Here is a 15102-nt window from a genome sequence, read left to right as displayed (position 1 = left end):
GCCGCCTGCGACGTTCCGCACGATCGACGATGTTCACGACACCTGACTCGTAATCGGTCGCATTATCACGTCCCGCTCAGTGGGGAAAACCACTCTCTACGCGCCTCAAGCGCCTGTTACGGCCCGATCCGGCAGGTAAATCGCCCACCACTTTATTTAATACCTCTCGGAAACGCCATCTGGACAACTACATGTCGAACGTGTTTCTCGCGCGGTGTGAGTCGCCGGCCTTCGACGAGACCGTCGTATCGCCCGTCGATCTGACGTCCGTTCCCGAGGCCCCCGATGGCCTGGCCGACGGTGAGTCGGTTCGGTTCTGGGGAGTGAGTGACGGCTCGCGAAACGAGTCGAATTTCGCAAAACTGGAACCCGACGATCTCGTCCTGTTCTTCCGGGACGACGCCTACGTCGCCACGGGGCGGGTCGAGACGACGGTCGAAGACGACGAGGGCTGGGCCAGCGACGCCTTCGAGACGGGTGAGCCGTTCACCATGCTCTACTCGCTCTCGGCCGTCGAGGAAATTCAGGTCCCGCGAGCGAAGGTGAATCGACTCTTCGACTACTCGGACTCGTACGAACCCCACGGACTGTTGCGCGTCAACCCGTCCAACGTGGACGGCTCCCTCGCGGCGATCGAACTCGCCTTACAACGCGTCAGCGAGTAGCCGCATCACTTGCGTCAGCGACCACTCGCTCACGCACCGGTCGTGTCACTCCCCCCACTCCGTCAGTGCCCGCCAGCGAGGTGAAGACCGACGATCCCGACGACGATGAGCCCGATGAAGCCGGCTCGTGCGAGCGTCGCGGGTTCGTCGAAGAGGACTACGCCGAGCGTGGCGGTCCCGACGGCACCGATGCCCGTCCACACCGCGTAGGCCGTCCCAATCGGGAGTTCCGTGACCGCCCGTGCGAGCAGGACCATACTGATCGCGAGGGCGATCAGGGTCGCGACCGTCGGACCCGGTCTCGTGAACCCGTCGGAGTACTGGAGCCCGATCGCCCAGGCGATCTCGAACAGGCCCGCCAGAAGGAGGACGTACCACATCGTGTATCCCGGTTTCGGGCCCGTTCCGTCTTAGGCTCCTCGGTCCAGCGGTTGAACGGGCCGTGCGGTCGTGACTGGACTGTCCTGGTCCGGGCAACGCCGCAGGGATTCGTGTTCCAACGTCGTTCGTGTGGTCCTCGGCTCAGATCGGTTCGGTCTCGTGTAAAAACGTCTGGAATTCGACCGTTCGTCCCTCGGGATCGTCGGCGAAGAACTGGTAGATTCGATAGCGCTCGTTCTCGACGGGCTCGTCGTGGGCGACGTCGGAGAGTCGCTCGTACGCGTCGTCGACGGTCGCGGCCGAATCGAAGACGACCGTGATCGTGCCGTCGGTCTCGGCGCGGTCGCGGTCACAGAACCCGAGCAGCTGATTGTCGTAGCGCAGGATCGTACAGTCGGGTTGTTCGAGCCAGTGATCGGCACCGACGCGTTCGACGTAAAATTCGACGACCGATTCGCGAGATCGGGTTCCGAAGAAGACGATTCCTGACATAGGAGTCATCTTCGCCGCGTCCGAGTTTGCAGTTTCGGTCGGACCGGGATGTGCAGCGGCCGGTACCGATGGGCACTGTCTGGCCGTTCAGTCCGCGTGGTGCTCGGGCGAGTCAGCGGCTGATGGGATCGTTCCGTCGGTCAGCGCCCGTGCGCTTCGTACGCGCCGGACTCCAGTCCGGATGGAGGTCTCGATGACGACGATGCCGATGGAGGCCGCAGCGAGCATCCCGATCGCGAGAACGTGCATCCCGCTATCGGGGGCCGTGAACACTTCTGTACCCATGGCCGTCGGGACGACCACTGTGTAGAGGGCGACGGGTGCGAGCAGGCCGCGACCGAGCACGGCGCCTAGCGCAATCGCGGTGGCCATCGTCGCGAACCCACCGCCGAGGATCGAGGCGGTGAGGTCCCAGTTGTGGCTCGCTTCGAGCTGCGTCAGGACCGCTATCCCGACGAGGACGCTGACGGTGCCGACGAGTGTGATGCCGGTCGAACGGGACCGGGACAGGGTTGGTAGCGGTCGGACACCGTCGCTGCCGAGCTCGTACCGGCTCCTGATCGCGTACTCCGCGATCGTGCCGACGAGCAAGAGCGAGAGCCAGACGGCCCACGACTCGGCGTACCACAGAACGTAGAACGCCCCGTCGACGACGATGGCGCCACCAAGTTCGCCGATTCGTTCCGGTCCGGGCGTCGTAAGCTCGACGACGCTCACGACAGTGACGAGCGCCCCGAAGCCGATCCCGGGTGTGAGTAGCCGCGTGTAGAGACTGCACCCGATGGCGACGAAGCCGAGGCAGAAACTTCCCAGCAGGATGGCTGCCATCGGGGCGTTCGGAACGACGGCCTGGTACTCGAAGAGACTGAACAGTCCGTAGACGAGGAGGGCGTGGGCAAATCCGGCGAAAGAGCCACCGAGAAGGGCGGCCTGGAGGGTGCGCGAAAGCTGCATGTTCGTCTTTACACATTTCACCAGCGTACTTGTAAGTATTCATTGTAATCGGCCGTGCACGTTTGTGTCGTGCCCGCGTATGCCATGCCGATTCGGCCCTCGTCACTGCGACTCGTGAAACCACTTCACACGGCCACACCGAGGTAGAAACCCGTTTAGGCGCCGACTCCCTCGATCCGCCAATGAGTTATCGGATCGGCCTGGTCGGCAAGCCCTCGGTGGGCAAGTCGACGCTGTTCAACGCGGCGACGATGAACGACGTGCCCGAAGGGGCCTACCCGTTCACGACGATCGACCCGAGCGTAGGCGAGGCGTACGTGCGGACACCGTGTGCGGCACCGGAGTTCGACGAGACGTGTCAGCCGTCGGTTGGCGTCTGCGAGGACGGCACCCGGTTCGTCCCCGTGAAACTCGTCGACGTGGCGGGGCTGGTTCCCGGCGCTCACGAGGGGCGTGGCCTCGGAAACCAGTTTCTCACGGACTTAAACGAGACCGACGTCCTGATCCACGTGGTCGACTTCTCCGGCACGACCGACAGCGAGGGCGAGGCGACGGAGGGTCACGACCCGCGCGAGGACATCGACTTCCTCGAAGACGAACTCGACGCGTGGTACCTGGACATTCTGGAGAAGGGCGTGCGACGGTACGCGGACAAGCAGGTCGAAGACATCGATCCCGAGGACGTCCTCGGCGAGCAACTCTCGGCATTCGGCATCTCACCGGCGGCGATCAAGCAGACGATCCTCGCGATCGACTTGCCGGTCGCGCCACTCGAGTGGGACGGTGCGGAAAAAGAGGCCCTCGCCCGCGAGATCCGAAAGCGCACGAAGCCGATGACCATCGCGGCAAACAAGATGGACACGCCGGCCGCACAGGACAACTGGGACGAGATCACGACCGATCCCGCCTACGAGCACCTGGAGTTCGTCCCCGTCTCCGCTCACGCCGAAAAAGCGCTGAAGAACGCGAAAGAACAGGGGGTAGTCGAGTACACGCCCGGAGAGCGTGACTTCGCGATCACGACCGAGGACCTCCCCGCCGAGCAGGAGGCCGGACTCGAACAGATCCGCGAGTTCGTCGACGAGTTCGACGGGACGGGCGTCCAGCAGGTACTCGAAACGGCGACCTTCGACGTGCTCGATCTGAAGGCCGTCTTCCCCGGGACGGCCTCGGGCAACTGGACCAAAGGCCCCTTCCGCGACTGTTTTCTCCTGCCCGCGGACGCGACCGCGGAGGACTTCGCCTACCACCTCCACTCCGACATCGGCGACGGCTTCCTCCACGGCATCGACTGTCGCGACGATCGCCAGGTCGGCGCGGATACCGTCCTGGATCACCGGGACGTCCTCGAGGTCGTCTCGACGAATCAGTAGGTGGCCGCGTCAGCAGGCGAACGTATCACGCGAAAACCAATTCCCCGGTTCTCAGTACCGCTCCACGTCGACTCCCAGAGCTTCGAAATCTCGAGTGTTCGCCGTACAGACCGGTTCACCGTATCGGTCGGCTACCGCCGCGACCATCGGGTCGACTTTGTCGATCCCACTCTCACCACCAGCCTCGACGTCGGCCGTTGCCAGGAGGTGCCCTGCCCGTCGAGCGATCTGTTCGTCCTGTTCGACGATCGGGTACATCCGGAGCGCGTTCTGTACGTTGCGGCGTTCCGTCTCGTCACCGAACCCAGCACCGTACGATAGTTCCATCACCACGGGTGCCGGGACGCGTTGGATCGTTCCCGATTCCGCGAATTCGAGTCCCTTCTCGAAGGCGTCTTGGCGCCCGTCGAACAGATCGATCAGAAACGAGGTGTCGAGAATCACTCGAATCGCTCCCGAAGTTCGCGTTTTTCGTCGGCGTCGACCTCGTGTTTCGTGTCCAGTCGCGATCGCATAGTCGCTGCCGTGTCACTCGAGAGAATCCCCGCGACCTCTTCCGGGTGTGGACCGCCGATGAGCCGACGAAGGGTATCCTCCATCGTTTCGTCGTCGCGCTTGTGCGATGCGATGTACTCGTGAAACTCCTCGGAGATTCGCATCGATTTGCTCATTGCTGTATACTGGGGTATACGAGCTATTGAATCCTCGGGACCGACGAGCAGTGGTCTCGGTGGGCGAAACCCTGCCGAACGATCCAGTCTGGTGAGAACCACTCTGACGGGCCTGTTCTCGTGTTTACAGCGGCTCAGTTGACTACACTCCGCATGTCCAACCAACATATTCACCGTTAATTCGGAGATATATGGTGGGGCGCGAGAAACGAACTGAAGACAGCAATGAGTACCGATTCAGGTGATCCCCACGACCTCGCGACGGTGGGGATCCTCGGCGGCATGAGTAGCGAGTCGACACGCGAGTATTACCGGGGTATCGACGAGGCCATCGGTGACGAACTGGGCGGGCACAATGCGGGAGACCTCGTCATTCGGAGCGTCAACTTCGCCGAGATCGAGCGCTGTATCCGCACCGACCAGTGGGATCGGGCGGGAGACCGTCTCGTCGACGCCGCGCTGGCCATCGAGGCCGCGGGCGCGGACTTCGTCGTCATGGCGACGAACACGATGCATCGCGTCGCGCCCCGGCTGGTCGAGGCGCTCTCGATCCCGTTCGTCCACATCGTCGACGTCGCCGCCGAGGCGATCCGGGCCGACGGGCTCGAGACGATCGGTGTGCTGGGCACCGCGGCGGTGATGGAGGGTGCGTTCTATCACGACCGATTCGCCGACCACGGCATCGAGACGCTCGTTCCCGACGCCGACGATCGGGAAGCGGTCGACCGGATCATCTTCGAGGAACTGACCCACGGCGAGGTACTGGCCGATTCCCGAGAGCGCTATCTCGAGCTCATCGACGATCTCGTCGCGCGTGGTGCCGAGGGGGTCGTCCTGGGCTGCACCGAGATCGAGCTGCTCGTCTCGCAGACCGACCGGCCCGAGGTTCCGCTGTACGACACCACTGCCTTGCACGTCGAGCGCGCGGTCGAACGCAGCCTCGGCGAGGCGCCGAACGGCTCCTCGTAGGGACCGACAGCATCGAAGCGTAGGGGACGCCTACTGCGGCGCTGTGCTGTCTTCGTCCCTCGAACTATACGACCGTGGGTGTCGTACGGCTGGAATCGAGATGTCCTCGTCCACACGCTCGCCGGTTGCACCGGCGGACGCGTCACCGGAATCGGAGTCGTCGACGCCGCTTCGGGCCGCGCCCCGGTACCGGCGACTCCGTCGCTGGAACGCCGTGATGGCCGTCCTCCACTTCGTCCAGGGGGCGCTGATGGTCGTCTTCGCCGAATCGATCCAGTGGCCGATCACCCGGACGCGCTACGAGTTCGACGTCGCGACGGAGGCCCTCGCGCCCACGACGGTGCAGTGGGTCGAGGTCCCGCTCCCGTTGCTGGTCGCCGGTTTCCTGTTCCTCTCGGCGATCGCGCACACGATCGTCGCCACCGTCCGCTACGGGGCGTACGTCCGCTATCTGGAGCGGGGGATGAACCCCTATCGCTGGTACGAGTACGCACTCAGCGCCTCGCTGATGATCGTCGTCATCGCCATGCTCGCCGGCATCTGGGACCTTGGGACGCTCGTCGCCCTGTTCGGCCTCGTCGCGGTGATGAACCTCTGTGGCCTCGTGATGGAACGGCACAACGAACTGACCGATCGGACCGACTGGACGGCCTACAACGTGGGCGTCGTCGCCGGCGCGATCCCGTGGGTCGTCATCGCGATCGTCCTCGTCGGATCCGTCGTCGCGGGCGACGGCGAGGTCCCGGACTTCGTCATCTATATCTACATCTCAATTTTCGTGTTCTTCAATCTCTTCGCCATCAACATGATCCTGCAGTACCGGGAGACCTGGCGCTGGCGGCAGTACCTCTTCGGCGAGCGGGTCTACATCCTCCTGAGTCTCGTCGCGAAGTCGGCGCTGGCCTGGCAGGTCTACTTCGGGACGCTGACGTCGCCGATCTGAGCCGCGGTGGATGGCAGGGCCACCACACGGGGAGTCTGTCCGGGTGCGTTTTTCTCCCTGCACGGTGTCGGGAACCCGTATGACCGAGTTCCGCGGTACCTGGAGCGAGGACGACGTCGAGATCTTCCTGCAGGAAACGACGGTTCCGATTCGGCTGGCTACCCACCGCCCGGACGGCTCGCTGTGGGTCGTCACGCTGTGGTATCGCTACCGTGATGGCGTGTTCGAGTGTGCGACCCAGGCGGATGCGGCCGTCGCGGGCTTTCTGCGGAACGATCCGTCGGTGGCCTTCGACGTCTCGACGAACCGGGTTCCCTACAGCGGGATCAGAGGGAACGGGACCGTAACGATCTCGACTGACGGTGCGAGGGACACGCTCCAGGAACTCGTCGAACGCTACCTTGACGGGACGGATTCGTCGCTCGCCCAGTGGCTACTCGACGACGAGCGCGAGGAGGTCCGCATCCGGATCGAGCCGTCGACCATCTACAGCTGGGACTACGCCGAGCGAATGCGCGACGTATCCGCAACCGACGCGTGAGACTGGCGGCGCGGAGTGTGATTCGTCCGCGGACGCTCTGTGGCTCCTGGGTCAGGCCTCACCCGGCGGCCGAGCGTCGCCCGGTTCGACGTCTGCCCCGTTTGCGAGTCGGAGGAAGTTCAGGTAGTACGGCTCGCCACAGCCCTCGCCGTCGGTCTCGGCCTCGCCGCAGACGATGCGCACGCCGTCTGCCGCGTCGTACTCGCCGTCGACGTCGGTATAGGACCACCCCGAAAGCGGCGCTGGCGTCACTGATTTGTCGGCGATCGAGGCCGACCGTTGCAGGGTGACGACCGTCTCACAGCGCGGGCAATAGTACCGAACGGGAACGGTCATACCTGAGGTACGGGCCGCGCGGTCTTGAACCCTTCTCGCGGTGGTGACCTGGTGTGGCCGACGGACGAGCCACTCGATTCCGCCACCCGCCCTCGGCCGCGGTCTGGTTTTGGCAATTGTGCGCCGCGAACGTACCAATGCATTCGCGACTGTGCCAGGTAATTGCCCGTTTCACCAGTGATACGGGGTTTGCCGTTTTATAGCGATGCTCGTGTACGTCCACCGTCACATGCACCCTTCGACACTTTCGGCACGGCCGGTCCTAGACGCCGTCGTCGGCACGGCGTCACAGCGGACGCTGTTCGAGTACGTCCACGACGACGCGCTCCTGTCGCTATCGTTCGTCCTGAACATCGCTCTCGCGGGGCTGACTATTCTCGCGATCGTCGTCCTCGCCCGGGGCCTGACAGACCCCCGAGCCAGGCTGATCACCGTCTCGGTCCTGCTCATCTCCGTCGTTTCGATTTCGAGTTACACGGGGCTGACGTCGGGATTGACGCTGAGTATCGTCGAGATGCCACCTGGCCACCCGGCCGCGGGCCGGACGACGGCTGGCGAAGCCGGCGTGTTGATCATGTGGGGGCGGTATCTCACCTGGACGTTCTCTACCCCGTTCATCTTGATCGCACTCGGGTTGATCGCGGGGTCGGACTGGACGAAGATTCTGACCTCGGTCGCGCTCACGATCGCCATGTGTCTCACCGGGCTCGCCGCCGCGCTCACGACGTCCGCACTGTTCCTCCGCTGGTGGTGGTACGCGCTGAGTTCGACGTTCTTTCTGGTGATCGTCTACATCCTTCTGGTCGAGTGGTCGGCAGAGGCCGATCTGACCGGCACTGCGGACATCTTCGATACGCTGAAACTCCTCACCGTCGTCGGCTGGTTCGGCTATCCGGTCCTGTGGGCGCTTGGCGTGGAGGGGTTCGTCGTCCTCGACGTCGTGGTCACCTCCTGGGGATACAGCGCCCTCGACGTGATCACGAAATACGTCGTGACGATGCTGATCATGCTGTACCTGGCGGACGAACCGAGCGAGATCGCGGGCGGCCCCGAGTGGGGGCGGAGTACGCGTGCCATCGTGGCGACCGACGACTGAGTGGGCTGTTGTGGGGGTGCGGCTCCCCGGTCGTCTCTCACCGCCAGGCCCTGTCGTCGTTCGACACGGGATCCGGCCGTGGAGGCCCGGACCCCGCCGGACATCGGCCGTACGCTCATCCGCCGGGACGTCTGAACGTGTAGGTCACGCTTCCGGATTCGATCGTGAGGGATCCCGCGTCGTGGTCCACGACGATGCTCGCGTCGCCGTCGTACTCGAAGGTGTGAAGGGCCATTCCCGTACTGACGTGCCCGCCCCGTTCCAGCTCGACGGACCCGGCTCCGAAGTTGAGGCGAATCGAGTCCGCGTCCGCGGTCACGTCTCCGGACTCGCCGAACCGGCGGAGTTCCTCGACGAGCGCGTCCCAGTCGCGTAGTTGCAACCGTCGAGCCATGCGTTCCGCTACGACGCGCAGGACCGAATAGCGACCGGGCCCGGTTCGGCCGGTCCGGTTACCGTCTCCGGGACGGGCGTCGCGTCGTCCGGTTCGCCAGGCGTTCGGCGTCGGCTTCGATGCGTGCGAGCGCGCGCCGCATCAGGTAGCCGGCGAACGGGCTGATGACGCGCCAGTAGCGTCGGAAGCTGCGTCGCGCGGACTCGCTCGTCGTCGCCGTCCGTGCTTCGTAGGAGAGTAGCGTCCGATGGTCACCGTAGGGCCGCACGGACAGGCCGATCGCCAGTTTAGCGTACCCTGGCTCGTCGAATGCCGTGAACCCGTCCGCGTCGACCGCCCGCCACTGGATCGACGGTTGCCAGAACTTCCCGACGGCGCCGAAGACGTACTCCTCGCCGGGCGATTCGGCGAGCAACGTCCACTCGTCGGTCTCGGGCACGTCGGCGAACCGCATCCGCTCGGGAGGCGCTGTCCTGGGGCGATCTCGAAGCCGGTCGGCCAGGACCTGTGGCGCGGCCCGCAGCGTCCCGAGGAGTCGGACGATCGGTCCGAGGTCCAGCAGGTTCGCATCGAGCGTCGCGTCGTAGGTCGTCTCGGGATCGGCGTCGACGATCCGGTGTTCGACCTGCGTGGCGTCGAAGGCGGGAAGATACTCGTCCAGCAGCATCGCCGCGTTCGAGTCGGGTCCCGAACCGTCTTCGAAGCGTTCTCGTCCCATCGGTCTCGGTCCACGTACGATCGCGACCGATATAGAACCCGACGGGCCCCAGAAACGTCATCTAACGTCGGAACTTGTCGCCCGCGAGAGCAGGTATATCGCGATCGCGCCCAGGACGACGGCGAGCCCGATGAGCACGGCCACGGCGGGGAGAATCGTGTCGAGCGCGCCGCCGAACGTGGTGACGTCGAGGACGGTCATCACGTCCTCGTCGAGCATGATCGCGCGCGTCGCGTCGACGCCGTAGGTGACTGGATTGAGGCGGGCAAAGGCCTGGATCCAGGTCGGGAGCGTCGATAGCGGGAGGAACGCACTCGAGAGGAACAGGAGCGGGAACTGTAACAGGTTCGCGCCGATGATCGTCGATTCCTGATCCCGGGTCAGTACCGCCAGCGTGTTCGAGAACGCGATGAACCACAGCGAGAAGACGATCCCGACGGCGATGATGCCGACAGCACCGACGACGCCCGTCGCGATCTCCGCGCCGAGGGCCACGCCCAGTCCGAGGATGATCCCGATCTGGATGGCGATACGAACCACCTCGGCGGCGGTCTTGCCGACGAAGACGGCCGTCCGGTTCATCGGCGAGACGAGCACCTTCTCGAACATGCCGTTCTCGATGTCGTTGACGAGGCCGATTCCCGAGGTGACCGCCGAGGCGAGTGCGACCTGGATCGCGATCGCCGGGACGAGGAACGTAGTGTAGTTGACACCCGGAAGGCCCCGGCTGACGGCCTCGCCGGCCACGTTGCCGAACACCTCCGTGAACAGGACGAGGAAGATGAACGGCTGGGCGAGCGAGACGACGAGGACGAACGGGTTCCGCACCGCTTTCAGATTCCAGCGCTTGAAGTTGACCCAGACGTCTCCCACGAACGTGTTCGTGGTCCGGGCCGGTTCGCGGTCGGTCGTCGACTCCGCAGCCGGCGTACTCATGGCGGGTTCTCCCCGGCGTCTGCCGCATCGGTGGTGACCCGTTCGCCGGTGATCGCGAGGAACACGTCGTCTAACGTCGGCGCGCGGACGTTGAAGCCGGTGACGGTCACTCCCGCGTCCCGCAGCGCGACGAGCAGGTCGGGTCCCGACTCGCGAGCCGTTTCCGCCGTGACGCTGAGCCCTTCGTCCGTCGCCTCGATGCTCGCATCGTCGAACGCTGCGACGTCCCGTGCGATCGTCGCGGCGCGGTCGCGGGCGTCGGCGCCGCCTCCGACGTCGATGTCGAGCACGTCGCCGCCGACGGCTCGTTTCAGGTCCGCAGGCGATCCCTCTGCGACGATTTCGCCGTCCAATATCACCGCCAGGCGTTCACAGAGCTGGTCGGCCTCGTCCAGGTACTGTGTCGTCAGGAAGATCGTCGTCCCGCGCTCGTTGATCCGCTCGAAGTACTCCCACAGCCGGTTCCGTGCCGACGGATCGAGGCCGGTCGTGGGCTCGTCGAGAAAGACCAGCGGCGGTCGATGGACCAGCGCCGTCGCGGCGTCGAGGCGCTTTTTCATCCCGCCGGAAAAGCCCTCGGAGCGCTTGTCGGCGACCGCTTCGAGGCCGACGAGTTCGAGTAACTCGGCCGTTCGGTCGTCGCGTTCGCCGCGCGGTACGCCGTAGGCTTCGCACGCAAAGCGGACGTTCTCCTCGGCGGTGAGCTCCGGATCGATGCTCGTCTCCTGGGCCATGTATCCGATCGACTCGCGGATCTTCCGAGGCTCGTCGCGAACGTCGAACCCGTTCACTCGCGCCCGACCGGCCGTTGGCGACAGGAGCGTCGCGAGGACTTTGATCGCCGTCGTCTTGCCCGCCCCGTTCGGGCCGAGAAAGCCGAAGAACTCCCCACTGGCGACCGTCATATCGATGCCTCTGACCGCCTCCGTTCCGTCGCCGTAGGTCACCTCGAGTCCCTCGAGATCGATCGCCGCGTGATCCGTCCCGCTCGCCCGATCCGCTCTCTGACTCTGGGACTGCCCGCCGTGGGTGCTGGCGCTCGATACTGACCGATCGTTCGACATACTGTGGATAAGGTGGTCGAGACGGAAATACAGGCAACCCCGCCTCAGCTGTCGACCTGCGTCCCCGTCCGTCCGGTATTGGCGCCCTGCGGATCGAACCTGGTGAGCCCGTGGACGAGCGCGTCGCCGGAGGCGGCGTCGAACAGATTGATCTGGGACCGTTCAAGCACCAATGCCGACCGACTGGTTCGCCGCCAACCCGGTGTCGGGGGTGACGCTCATAAGCAGGTGGTCAGGCGGCTGACGTTCGCAACTCGATCGGAGATGCTGATACGTCTTCACCTGTTACCATGCCCGTCTGATGGTTAGATCGAATTGCGAGTAACCTGTACAGTGGCAAAGCCGGGCCCAATGTGTCGCAATTGCAATTGTATCGACTAGTAACTAGTTGGGGCTGACATAGCGCTTGATAGGCCGCATGTACCTACGCGGGAGTCGGTGCGATCGGTGTGGACCGATACGTGTGTCACCGCGACTGCTTCAATCGACTCTTCGGATTCGCTACCGGCTCTCACGACGGGAGCTGCGGCGTCGGCCGTTGGCAACCGCCTTCGGGCACGTCCTTGCTGGTAGCTGGATACTGGTAACTCTACCAACTCCCCCGGTATTTGTGCTGTCCGGGAAGGGTAATACCGTCACCGACTCTAACTCCTCTGCTCGGCTAATGGGCTATTACCGTAAAATACGTCTTACTAATTACTGATTACTAGCCAGACTTAACAAGCAGCCTCGTTTGGACCCGTCAATGACGGACAATTACTCCCATAATACTGACACTACCTCGTCTACGGCCGGCGACCCCCACGAGCGGACCCGAGAGCCGATACCTGTAGACGAGGTTCATCGCCTTCTCGCGAACGAACGTCGGCGTGACGCCCTCACGTATCTGGTGAGACGGCCCGCTGAGGCCGTCCCCGTCGAGGATGTCGTCGATTTCGTCGCCGAACGCGAGGAGCCGAAGCCAGGGCCAGGAACCGCACGCGAACGGATCGCGACCGACATCCACCACGTTCACGTGCCGAAACTCGCGGACGCCGAAGTGGTTCGCTTCGATCCGGTGGCCGGTACCGTCCGGTACGTGGCGTCGGAACGTGTCGAGCAGTTCCTTTCGATCGACGAGGGTAACGGGGAGCAGTAACGCTATCTATGACCGTCCCACAATCGCCGTCGTCAGACGGGTCGAGCGACCCGCCTGCGCTCGAAGAACCGAACGTGGCGCTCGAACGAGTCCGGAATCATTCCCTCCCCGCCGATTCGATCCGGCTGGTCGAATCCTACGAGGAAATCGTCGGCGATCGAGATCGATTCCTCTGGAAGTGGGCCCATCACCTCTTCCCCGCGTTCTCCCTCTCGTCGGTCGCCCCCGAATATGCCGAGCGAACGCGTGACGGCAAACTCGCCGCCCTGATGTTCGTGAGCATCCTCGACGACGTCGCCGAGAAACACCAGGACCGCGCGACCTACGAGGAGGCCGCGAAGATTCCGTTCGACCACCGCTCCGTCGATCACGAACGCGATGGCGTCGACGCGGACGTCCTATCCTTTGCGAGCGAGGTCTGGGAGCGATTCGAACCGACTGTCTCGGAGAGCCCCCGGCGTGGCGAATTCGAGGATATCTTCCGGTTCGATCTGGAGCAAGTGCTCAACGCGATGAAGTACTCGTTCCTCGCGAACCAGAATATCGACTTCGTCACCGGGTCCGAGTTACGGACGTACGATGCGCACAACATGATGCTCTTCGGATTCGCGAATATCGATCTCGTTCACTCCCCGACGTTCGAATCCGCCGATCTGTCGACCCTTCGGACGGTGATCGAACGGGCCCAGCGGATGGTCCGTATCGGCAACTGGATCACGACCTGGGAGCGCGAGGTCGCCGAGGGGGACTTTACGTCCGGGATCGTCGTCTACGCGCTCGAACGCGACATCGTCTCGGCGGCCGATCTCCGCGCGATCCGGACCGATTCTCGCGAGGAAGACGTCGAACGGATCATCGGGACGATTCGGGAGCACGACGTCGAAGACGTTTTCCTGGCCCGATGGCGTGCGGAACTTGCCGAAGCGAGGGCGTACGAATCGGAGATCGATACCGTCGATATCGAGGCCTACCTCGACGGTATCGAGACGGTGATGGAGTATCACCTCGCGAGCAGGGGGTTGAAATGACCGACCATAACGAGCACCGTCGTGACTTCACCGTGGCCGACGGCGGGGCGAAATCGGCTACTGCAGGGTCCGACGACACGAACGACATCGAAACGATGCACGGGAACGACGGGGTACCGGGGGCACAGCCGACCGAGAACCGGGAATTCCTGTTAGAGGTCGTCCGTCGGGCACCGTTACTGCGGGTGCTTCGGGCGGAGCCTGCCGATGCCAGCGAACTGGCGGCGCAGGTCGATATGTCCCGGTCGACGGTCCATCGAGCGACCGACTCGCTCGAAAAACACGATATCATCGACGGGTCGGACGGGGCGTACGAACTCACCGGCTTCGGCGAGGTGATCGCCGAACAGATGGAGTCCTTCGGAAGACGGACCGCTACGGCAGTCTCTCTCAAACAGTTCCTGAATTCGATCGACATGAACGGGAACGGGATCACCGTCGAACAGTTCTCGGACGCGAAAATCACGCGTCGGAAAGCCCGTCAACCACACGCGACGATTCACCGGATTACGGAACTGATACGCAACTCGGACCGACTCCGGATGTTCTCGACGGTCATCTCCCCCGTCTACGTCGACGTGGCCTACAAGGAGATGATGAACGGGATGGAAATCAAAGCCCTCTTCGATCGAGAAGTCGTCGATTTAATGCTCTCCGAATACCCGGAAAAGGCCTACGAGTCCATCGATACCGGAAACTTCGAGGTCTACGCCCACGACGGCCTTCCGTTCGAAATGTTCCTCTTCGAGGACAAGATCGGCATGGCTGCCCACAACGAGAACGGGAACGCGGAGGTACTCATCGAGTGCGGAGATCCGTCGGCCCGCGAGTGGGCGGAAAATCTCTACGCCGACCAGCTCGCGGACGCGGAACCGTTGGCAACGTCCGATATCTCGTGAGCCCGGGGCTGCCGAGCGGAACGTCACCGGCGAAGGCGATCTCCGAGTCAGTCGGTGTTCGATGGTCGCGCTCGCTCCGCGGTCCCTGGTTGCCACGAGCGCAAGCCGCTCTCATTTTATCCGACAGTAGCCACCCTAGCTATCCACAATCGTTTTAGCCGGAATTCGCCTAGCGGTAGTATCGTGTCAGATTCCGTACTGTCATCGGTCACCGTACCATCACCGATCACCGTCTTCCTGGTTTTCACCCTCGTCCTTCTCACGCTCGGAGCCGGGACCGGAGTCGCAACGGCTGACAGCGGTGACACTGTCGGCAAGCAGTGTCCCAGCGATAATCCGACGCGAGCGTACGAGCACGTGCCTGGAACGGCGGTAATGAGTTCGGAGTACGGGCGATCGATGGCGTTATTCGCCTCAGGCTGCGACGTGGAGAGCGTCGAGCAGTTCGGCGAGGTCGGGTAACCTCGCTGCTCGTATCGCACTCCTCGAAGTGGACGTGACTTC

At 63.7% G+C, this 15102-nt stretch carries 21 protein-coding genes; 10 read left to right on the top strand and 11 right to left on the bottom strand.

Translation table 11 applies throughout. The annotated features are described in order from the left end of the window. Window positions 1-191: 191 nt before the first annotated feature. Window positions 192-665 (top strand): hypothetical protein, encoded by a 474-nt coding sequence (locus tag HALRU_RS10880; protein WP_015301439.1) that lies wholly within the window; start codon window positions 192-194, stop codon window positions 663-665. A gap of 62 nt (window positions 666-727) precedes the next feature. Here HALRU_RS10880 and HALRU_RS10875 read toward each other — a convergent pair whose 3' ends face one another. The 3 genes from HALRU_RS10875 to HALRU_RS10865 form a co-directional block, all read right to left on the bottom strand. Beyond that, window positions 728-1045, bottom strand: a complete 318-nt coding sequence (locus HALRU_RS10875) for a DMT family transporter (protein WP_015301438.1) — start codon at window positions 1043-1045, stop codon at window positions 728-730. A gap of 142 nt (window positions 1046-1187) precedes the next feature. Next, window positions 1188-1538, bottom strand: a complete 351-nt coding sequence (locus HALRU_RS10870; protein ID WP_015301437.1) for a glyoxalase/bleomycin resistance/dioxygenase family protein — start codon at window positions 1536-1538, stop codon at window positions 1188-1190. An 87-nt stretch (window positions 1539-1625) separates the two neighbouring features. Next, window positions 1626-2492: a hypothetical protein gene (locus tag HALRU_RS10865; RefSeq protein ID WP_015301436.1), complete on the bottom strand. Its 867-nt coding sequence runs from the start codon at window positions 2490-2492 to the stop codon at window positions 1626-1628. A 182-nt stretch (window positions 2493-2674) separates the two neighbouring features. On the opposite strand from HALRU_RS10865, the gene HALRU_RS10860 reads away from it, so the two are divergent. Continuing rightward, window positions 2675-3865 (top strand): redox-regulated ATPase YchF, encoded by a 1191-nt coding sequence (locus tag HALRU_RS10860; protein WP_015301435.1) that lies wholly within the window; start codon window positions 2675-2677, stop codon window positions 3863-3865. Between the two features lie 51 nt (window positions 3866-3916). Here the strand turns inward: HALRU_RS10860 and HALRU_RS10855 are convergent, their stop codons facing one another. Both HALRU_RS10855 and HALRU_RS10850 read right to left on the bottom strand, forming a co-directional pair. Beyond that, the gene (locus HALRU_RS10855) at window positions 3917-4309 is read right to left on the bottom strand and encodes a PIN domain-containing protein (protein ID WP_015301434.1); all 393 of its coding nucleotides are present in this window, start codon (window positions 4307-4309) and stop codon (window positions 3917-3919) included. Then, window positions 4306-4536, bottom strand: coding sequence for a hypothetical protein (locus HALRU_RS10850; RefSeq protein WP_015301433.1), 231 nt, complete (start codon window positions 4534-4536; stop codon window positions 4306-4308). Before HALRU_RS10850 ends, HALRU_RS10855 begins: the two co-directional genes overlap by 4 nt. 225 nt (window positions 4537-4761) lie before the next feature. Here HALRU_RS10850 and HALRU_RS10845 point away from each other — a divergent pair, with 225 nt between their 5' ends. From HALRU_RS10845 to HALRU_RS10835, 3 genes are all read left to right on the top strand, one after another. Next, window positions 4762-5505: an aspartate/glutamate racemase family protein gene (locus tag HALRU_RS10845; RefSeq protein ID WP_015301432.1), complete on the top strand. Its 744-nt coding sequence runs from the start codon at window positions 4762-4764 to the stop codon at window positions 5503-5505. A gap of 100 nt (window positions 5506-5605) precedes the next feature. After that, window positions 5606-6448 (top strand): heliorhodopsin HeR, encoded by an 843-nt coding sequence (heR, locus tag HALRU_RS10840; protein ID WP_015301431.1) that lies wholly within the window; start codon window positions 5606-5608, stop codon window positions 6446-6448. A gap of 79 nt (window positions 6449-6527) precedes the next feature. After that, complete coding sequence (locus HALRU_RS10835) at window positions 6528-6989, top strand: pyridoxamine 5'-phosphate oxidase family protein (RefSeq protein WP_015301430.1); 462 nt, start codon at window positions 6528-6530, stop codon at window positions 6987-6989. 51 nt (window positions 6990-7040) lie between these two features. Here HALRU_RS10835 and HALRU_RS10830 read toward each other — a convergent pair whose 3' ends face one another. Further along, window positions 7041-7325, bottom strand: a complete 285-nt coding sequence (locus HALRU_RS10830; RefSeq protein ID WP_015301429.1) for a hypothetical protein — start codon at window positions 7323-7325, stop codon at window positions 7041-7043. Window positions 7326-7554: 229 nt separating this feature from the next. Here HALRU_RS10830 and HALRU_RS10825 point away from each other — a divergent pair, with 229 nt between their 5' ends. Further along, window positions 7555-8421 (top strand): bacteriorhodopsin, encoded by an 867-nt coding sequence (locus HALRU_RS10825; protein ID WP_148680513.1) that lies wholly within the window; start codon window positions 7555-7557, stop codon window positions 8419-8421. 115 nt (window positions 8422-8536) lie between these two features. Here the strand turns inward: HALRU_RS10825 and HALRU_RS10820 are convergent, their stop codons facing one another. Genes HALRU_RS10820 through HALRU_RS16005 form a run of 5 tightly spaced genes read right to left on the bottom strand, consistent with a single transcriptional unit; the run spans window position 8537 to window position 11703 of the window. Beyond that, the gene (locus HALRU_RS10820; protein WP_015301427.1) at window positions 8537-8815 is read right to left on the bottom strand and encodes a hypothetical protein; all 279 of its coding nucleotides are present in this window, start codon (window positions 8813-8815) and stop codon (window positions 8537-8539) included. Window positions 8816-8873: 58 nt separating this feature from the next. Next, entirely contained in the window at window positions 8874-9533 is a 660-nt protein-coding gene (locus HALRU_RS10815; RefSeq protein ID WP_015301426.1) for a hypothetical protein, read from the bottom strand. 57 nt (window positions 9534-9590) lie between these two features. Continuing rightward, on the bottom strand, window positions 9591-10469 hold the full coding sequence (locus HALRU_RS10810) for an ABC transporter permease (protein WP_015301425.1): 879 nt from the start codon (window positions 10467-10469) through the stop codon (window positions 9591-9593). Further along, a complete protein-coding gene (locus HALRU_RS10805; RefSeq protein WP_015301424.1) occupies window positions 10466-11533 on the bottom strand; it encodes an ABC transporter ATP-binding protein in 1068 nt (355 codons plus the stop codon). The genes HALRU_RS10810 and HALRU_RS10805 overlap by 4 nt, the downstream gene beginning before the upstream one ends. Before the next feature lie 44 nt (window positions 11534-11577). After that, window positions 11578-11703, bottom strand: a complete 126-nt coding sequence (locus HALRU_RS16005) for a hypothetical protein (RefSeq protein WP_394294991.1) — start codon at window positions 11701-11703, stop codon at window positions 11578-11580. A gap of 575 nt (window positions 11704-12278) precedes the next feature. On the opposite strand from HALRU_RS16005, the gene HALRU_RS10800 reads away from it, so the two are divergent. From HALRU_RS10800 to HALRU_RS10785, 4 genes are all read left to right on the top strand, one after another. Beyond that, complete coding sequence (locus tag HALRU_RS10800) at window positions 12279-12671, top strand: DUF7344 domain-containing protein (RefSeq protein ID WP_015301423.1); 393 nt, start codon at window positions 12279-12281, stop codon at window positions 12669-12671. Between the two features lie 8 nt (window positions 12672-12679). After that, window positions 12680-13699 (top strand): terpene synthase family protein, encoded by a 1020-nt coding sequence (locus tag HALRU_RS10795; protein WP_015301422.1) that lies wholly within the window; start codon window positions 12680-12682, stop codon window positions 13697-13699. Further along, on the top strand, window positions 13696-14598 hold the full coding sequence (locus HALRU_RS10790; RefSeq protein ID WP_015301421.1) for a helix-turn-helix transcriptional regulator: 903 nt from the start codon (window positions 13696-13698) through the stop codon (window positions 14596-14598). Before HALRU_RS10795 ends, HALRU_RS10790 begins: the two co-directional genes overlap by 4 nt. A 183-nt stretch (window positions 14599-14781) precedes the next feature. After that, window positions 14782-15060, top strand: a complete 279-nt coding sequence (locus HALRU_RS10785; RefSeq protein ID WP_015301420.1) for a hypothetical protein — start codon at window positions 14782-14784, stop codon at window positions 15058-15060. Window positions 15061-15102: the final 42 nt, after the last annotated feature.

It is taken from the genome of Halovivax ruber XH-70, assembly GCF_000328525.1.
Taxonomy (GTDB): Archaea; Halobacteriota; Halobacteria; order Halobacteriales; family Natrialbaceae; genus Halovivax; species Halovivax ruber.
This window is presented reverse-complemented; position numbering and strand designations above follow the sequence as displayed.

Excerpts from the sequence above, each read along its gene's own strand:
- HALRU_RS10820 (WP_015301427.1), bottom strand. The coding sequence starts at position 8,815 with ATGGCTCGACGGTTGCAACTACGCGACTGGGACGCGCTCGTCGAGGAA.
- HALRU_RS10800 (WP_015301423.1), top strand. The coding sequence starts at position 12,279 with ATGACGGACAATTACTCCCATAATACTGACACTACCTCGTCTACGGCC.
- HALRU_RS10815 (WP_015301426.1), bottom strand. The coding sequence starts at position 9,533 with ATGGGACGAGAACGCTTCGAAGACGGTTCGGGACCCGACTCGAACGCG.
- HALRU_RS10865 (WP_015301436.1), bottom strand. The coding sequence starts at position 2,492 with ATGCAGCTTTCGCGCACCCTCCAGGCCGCCCTTCTCGGTGGCTCTTTC.
- HALRU_RS10870 (WP_015301437.1), bottom strand. The coding sequence starts at position 1,538 with ATGTCAGGAATCGTCTTCTTCGGAACCCGATCTCGCGAATCGGTCGTC.
- HALRU_RS10795 (WP_015301422.1), top strand. The coding sequence starts at position 12,680 with ATGACCGTCCCACAATCGCCGTCGTCAGACGGGTCGAGCGACCCGCCT.
- heR (WP_015301431.1), top strand. The coding sequence starts at position 5,606 with ATGTCCTCGTCCACACGCTCGCCGGTTGCACCGGCGGACGCGTCACCG.
- HALRU_RS10875 (WP_015301438.1), bottom strand. The coding sequence starts at position 1,045 with ATGTGGTACGTCCTCCTTCTGGCGGGCCTGTTCGAGATCGCCTGGGCG.
- HALRU_RS10825 (WP_148680513.1), top strand. The coding sequence starts at position 7,555 with ATGCACCCTTCGACACTTTCGGCACGGCCGGTCCTAGACGCCGTCGTC.
- HALRU_RS10880 (WP_015301439.1), top strand. The coding sequence starts at position 192 with ATGTCGAACGTGTTTCTCGCGCGGTGTGAGTCGCCGGCCTTCGACGAG.
- HALRU_RS10805 (WP_015301424.1), bottom strand. The coding sequence starts at position 11,533 with ATGTCGAACGATCGGTCAGTATCGAGCGCCAGCACCCACGGCGGGCAG.
- HALRU_RS10835 (WP_015301430.1), top strand. The coding sequence starts at position 6,528 with ATGACCGAGTTCCGCGGTACCTGGAGCGAGGACGACGTCGAGATCTTC.
- HALRU_RS10810 (WP_015301425.1), bottom strand. The coding sequence starts at position 10,469 with ATGAGTACGCCGGCTGCGGAGTCGACGACCGACCGCGAACCGGCCCGG.
- HALRU_RS10845 (WP_015301432.1), top strand. The coding sequence starts at position 4,762 with ATGAGTACCGATTCAGGTGATCCCCACGACCTCGCGACGGTGGGGATC.
- HALRU_RS10860 (WP_015301435.1), top strand. The coding sequence starts at position 2,675 with ATGAGTTATCGGATCGGCCTGGTCGGCAAGCCCTCGGTGGGCAAGTCG.
- HALRU_RS10830 (WP_015301429.1), bottom strand. The coding sequence starts at position 7,325 with ATGACCGTTCCCGTTCGGTACTATTGCCCGCGCTGTGAGACGGTCGTC.
- HALRU_RS10790 (WP_015301421.1), top strand. The coding sequence starts at position 13,696 with ATGACCGACCATAACGAGCACCGTCGTGACTTCACCGTGGCCGACGGC.
- HALRU_RS10850 (WP_015301433.1), bottom strand. The coding sequence starts at position 4,536 with ATGAGCAAATCGATGCGAATCTCCGAGGAGTTTCACGAGTACATCGCA.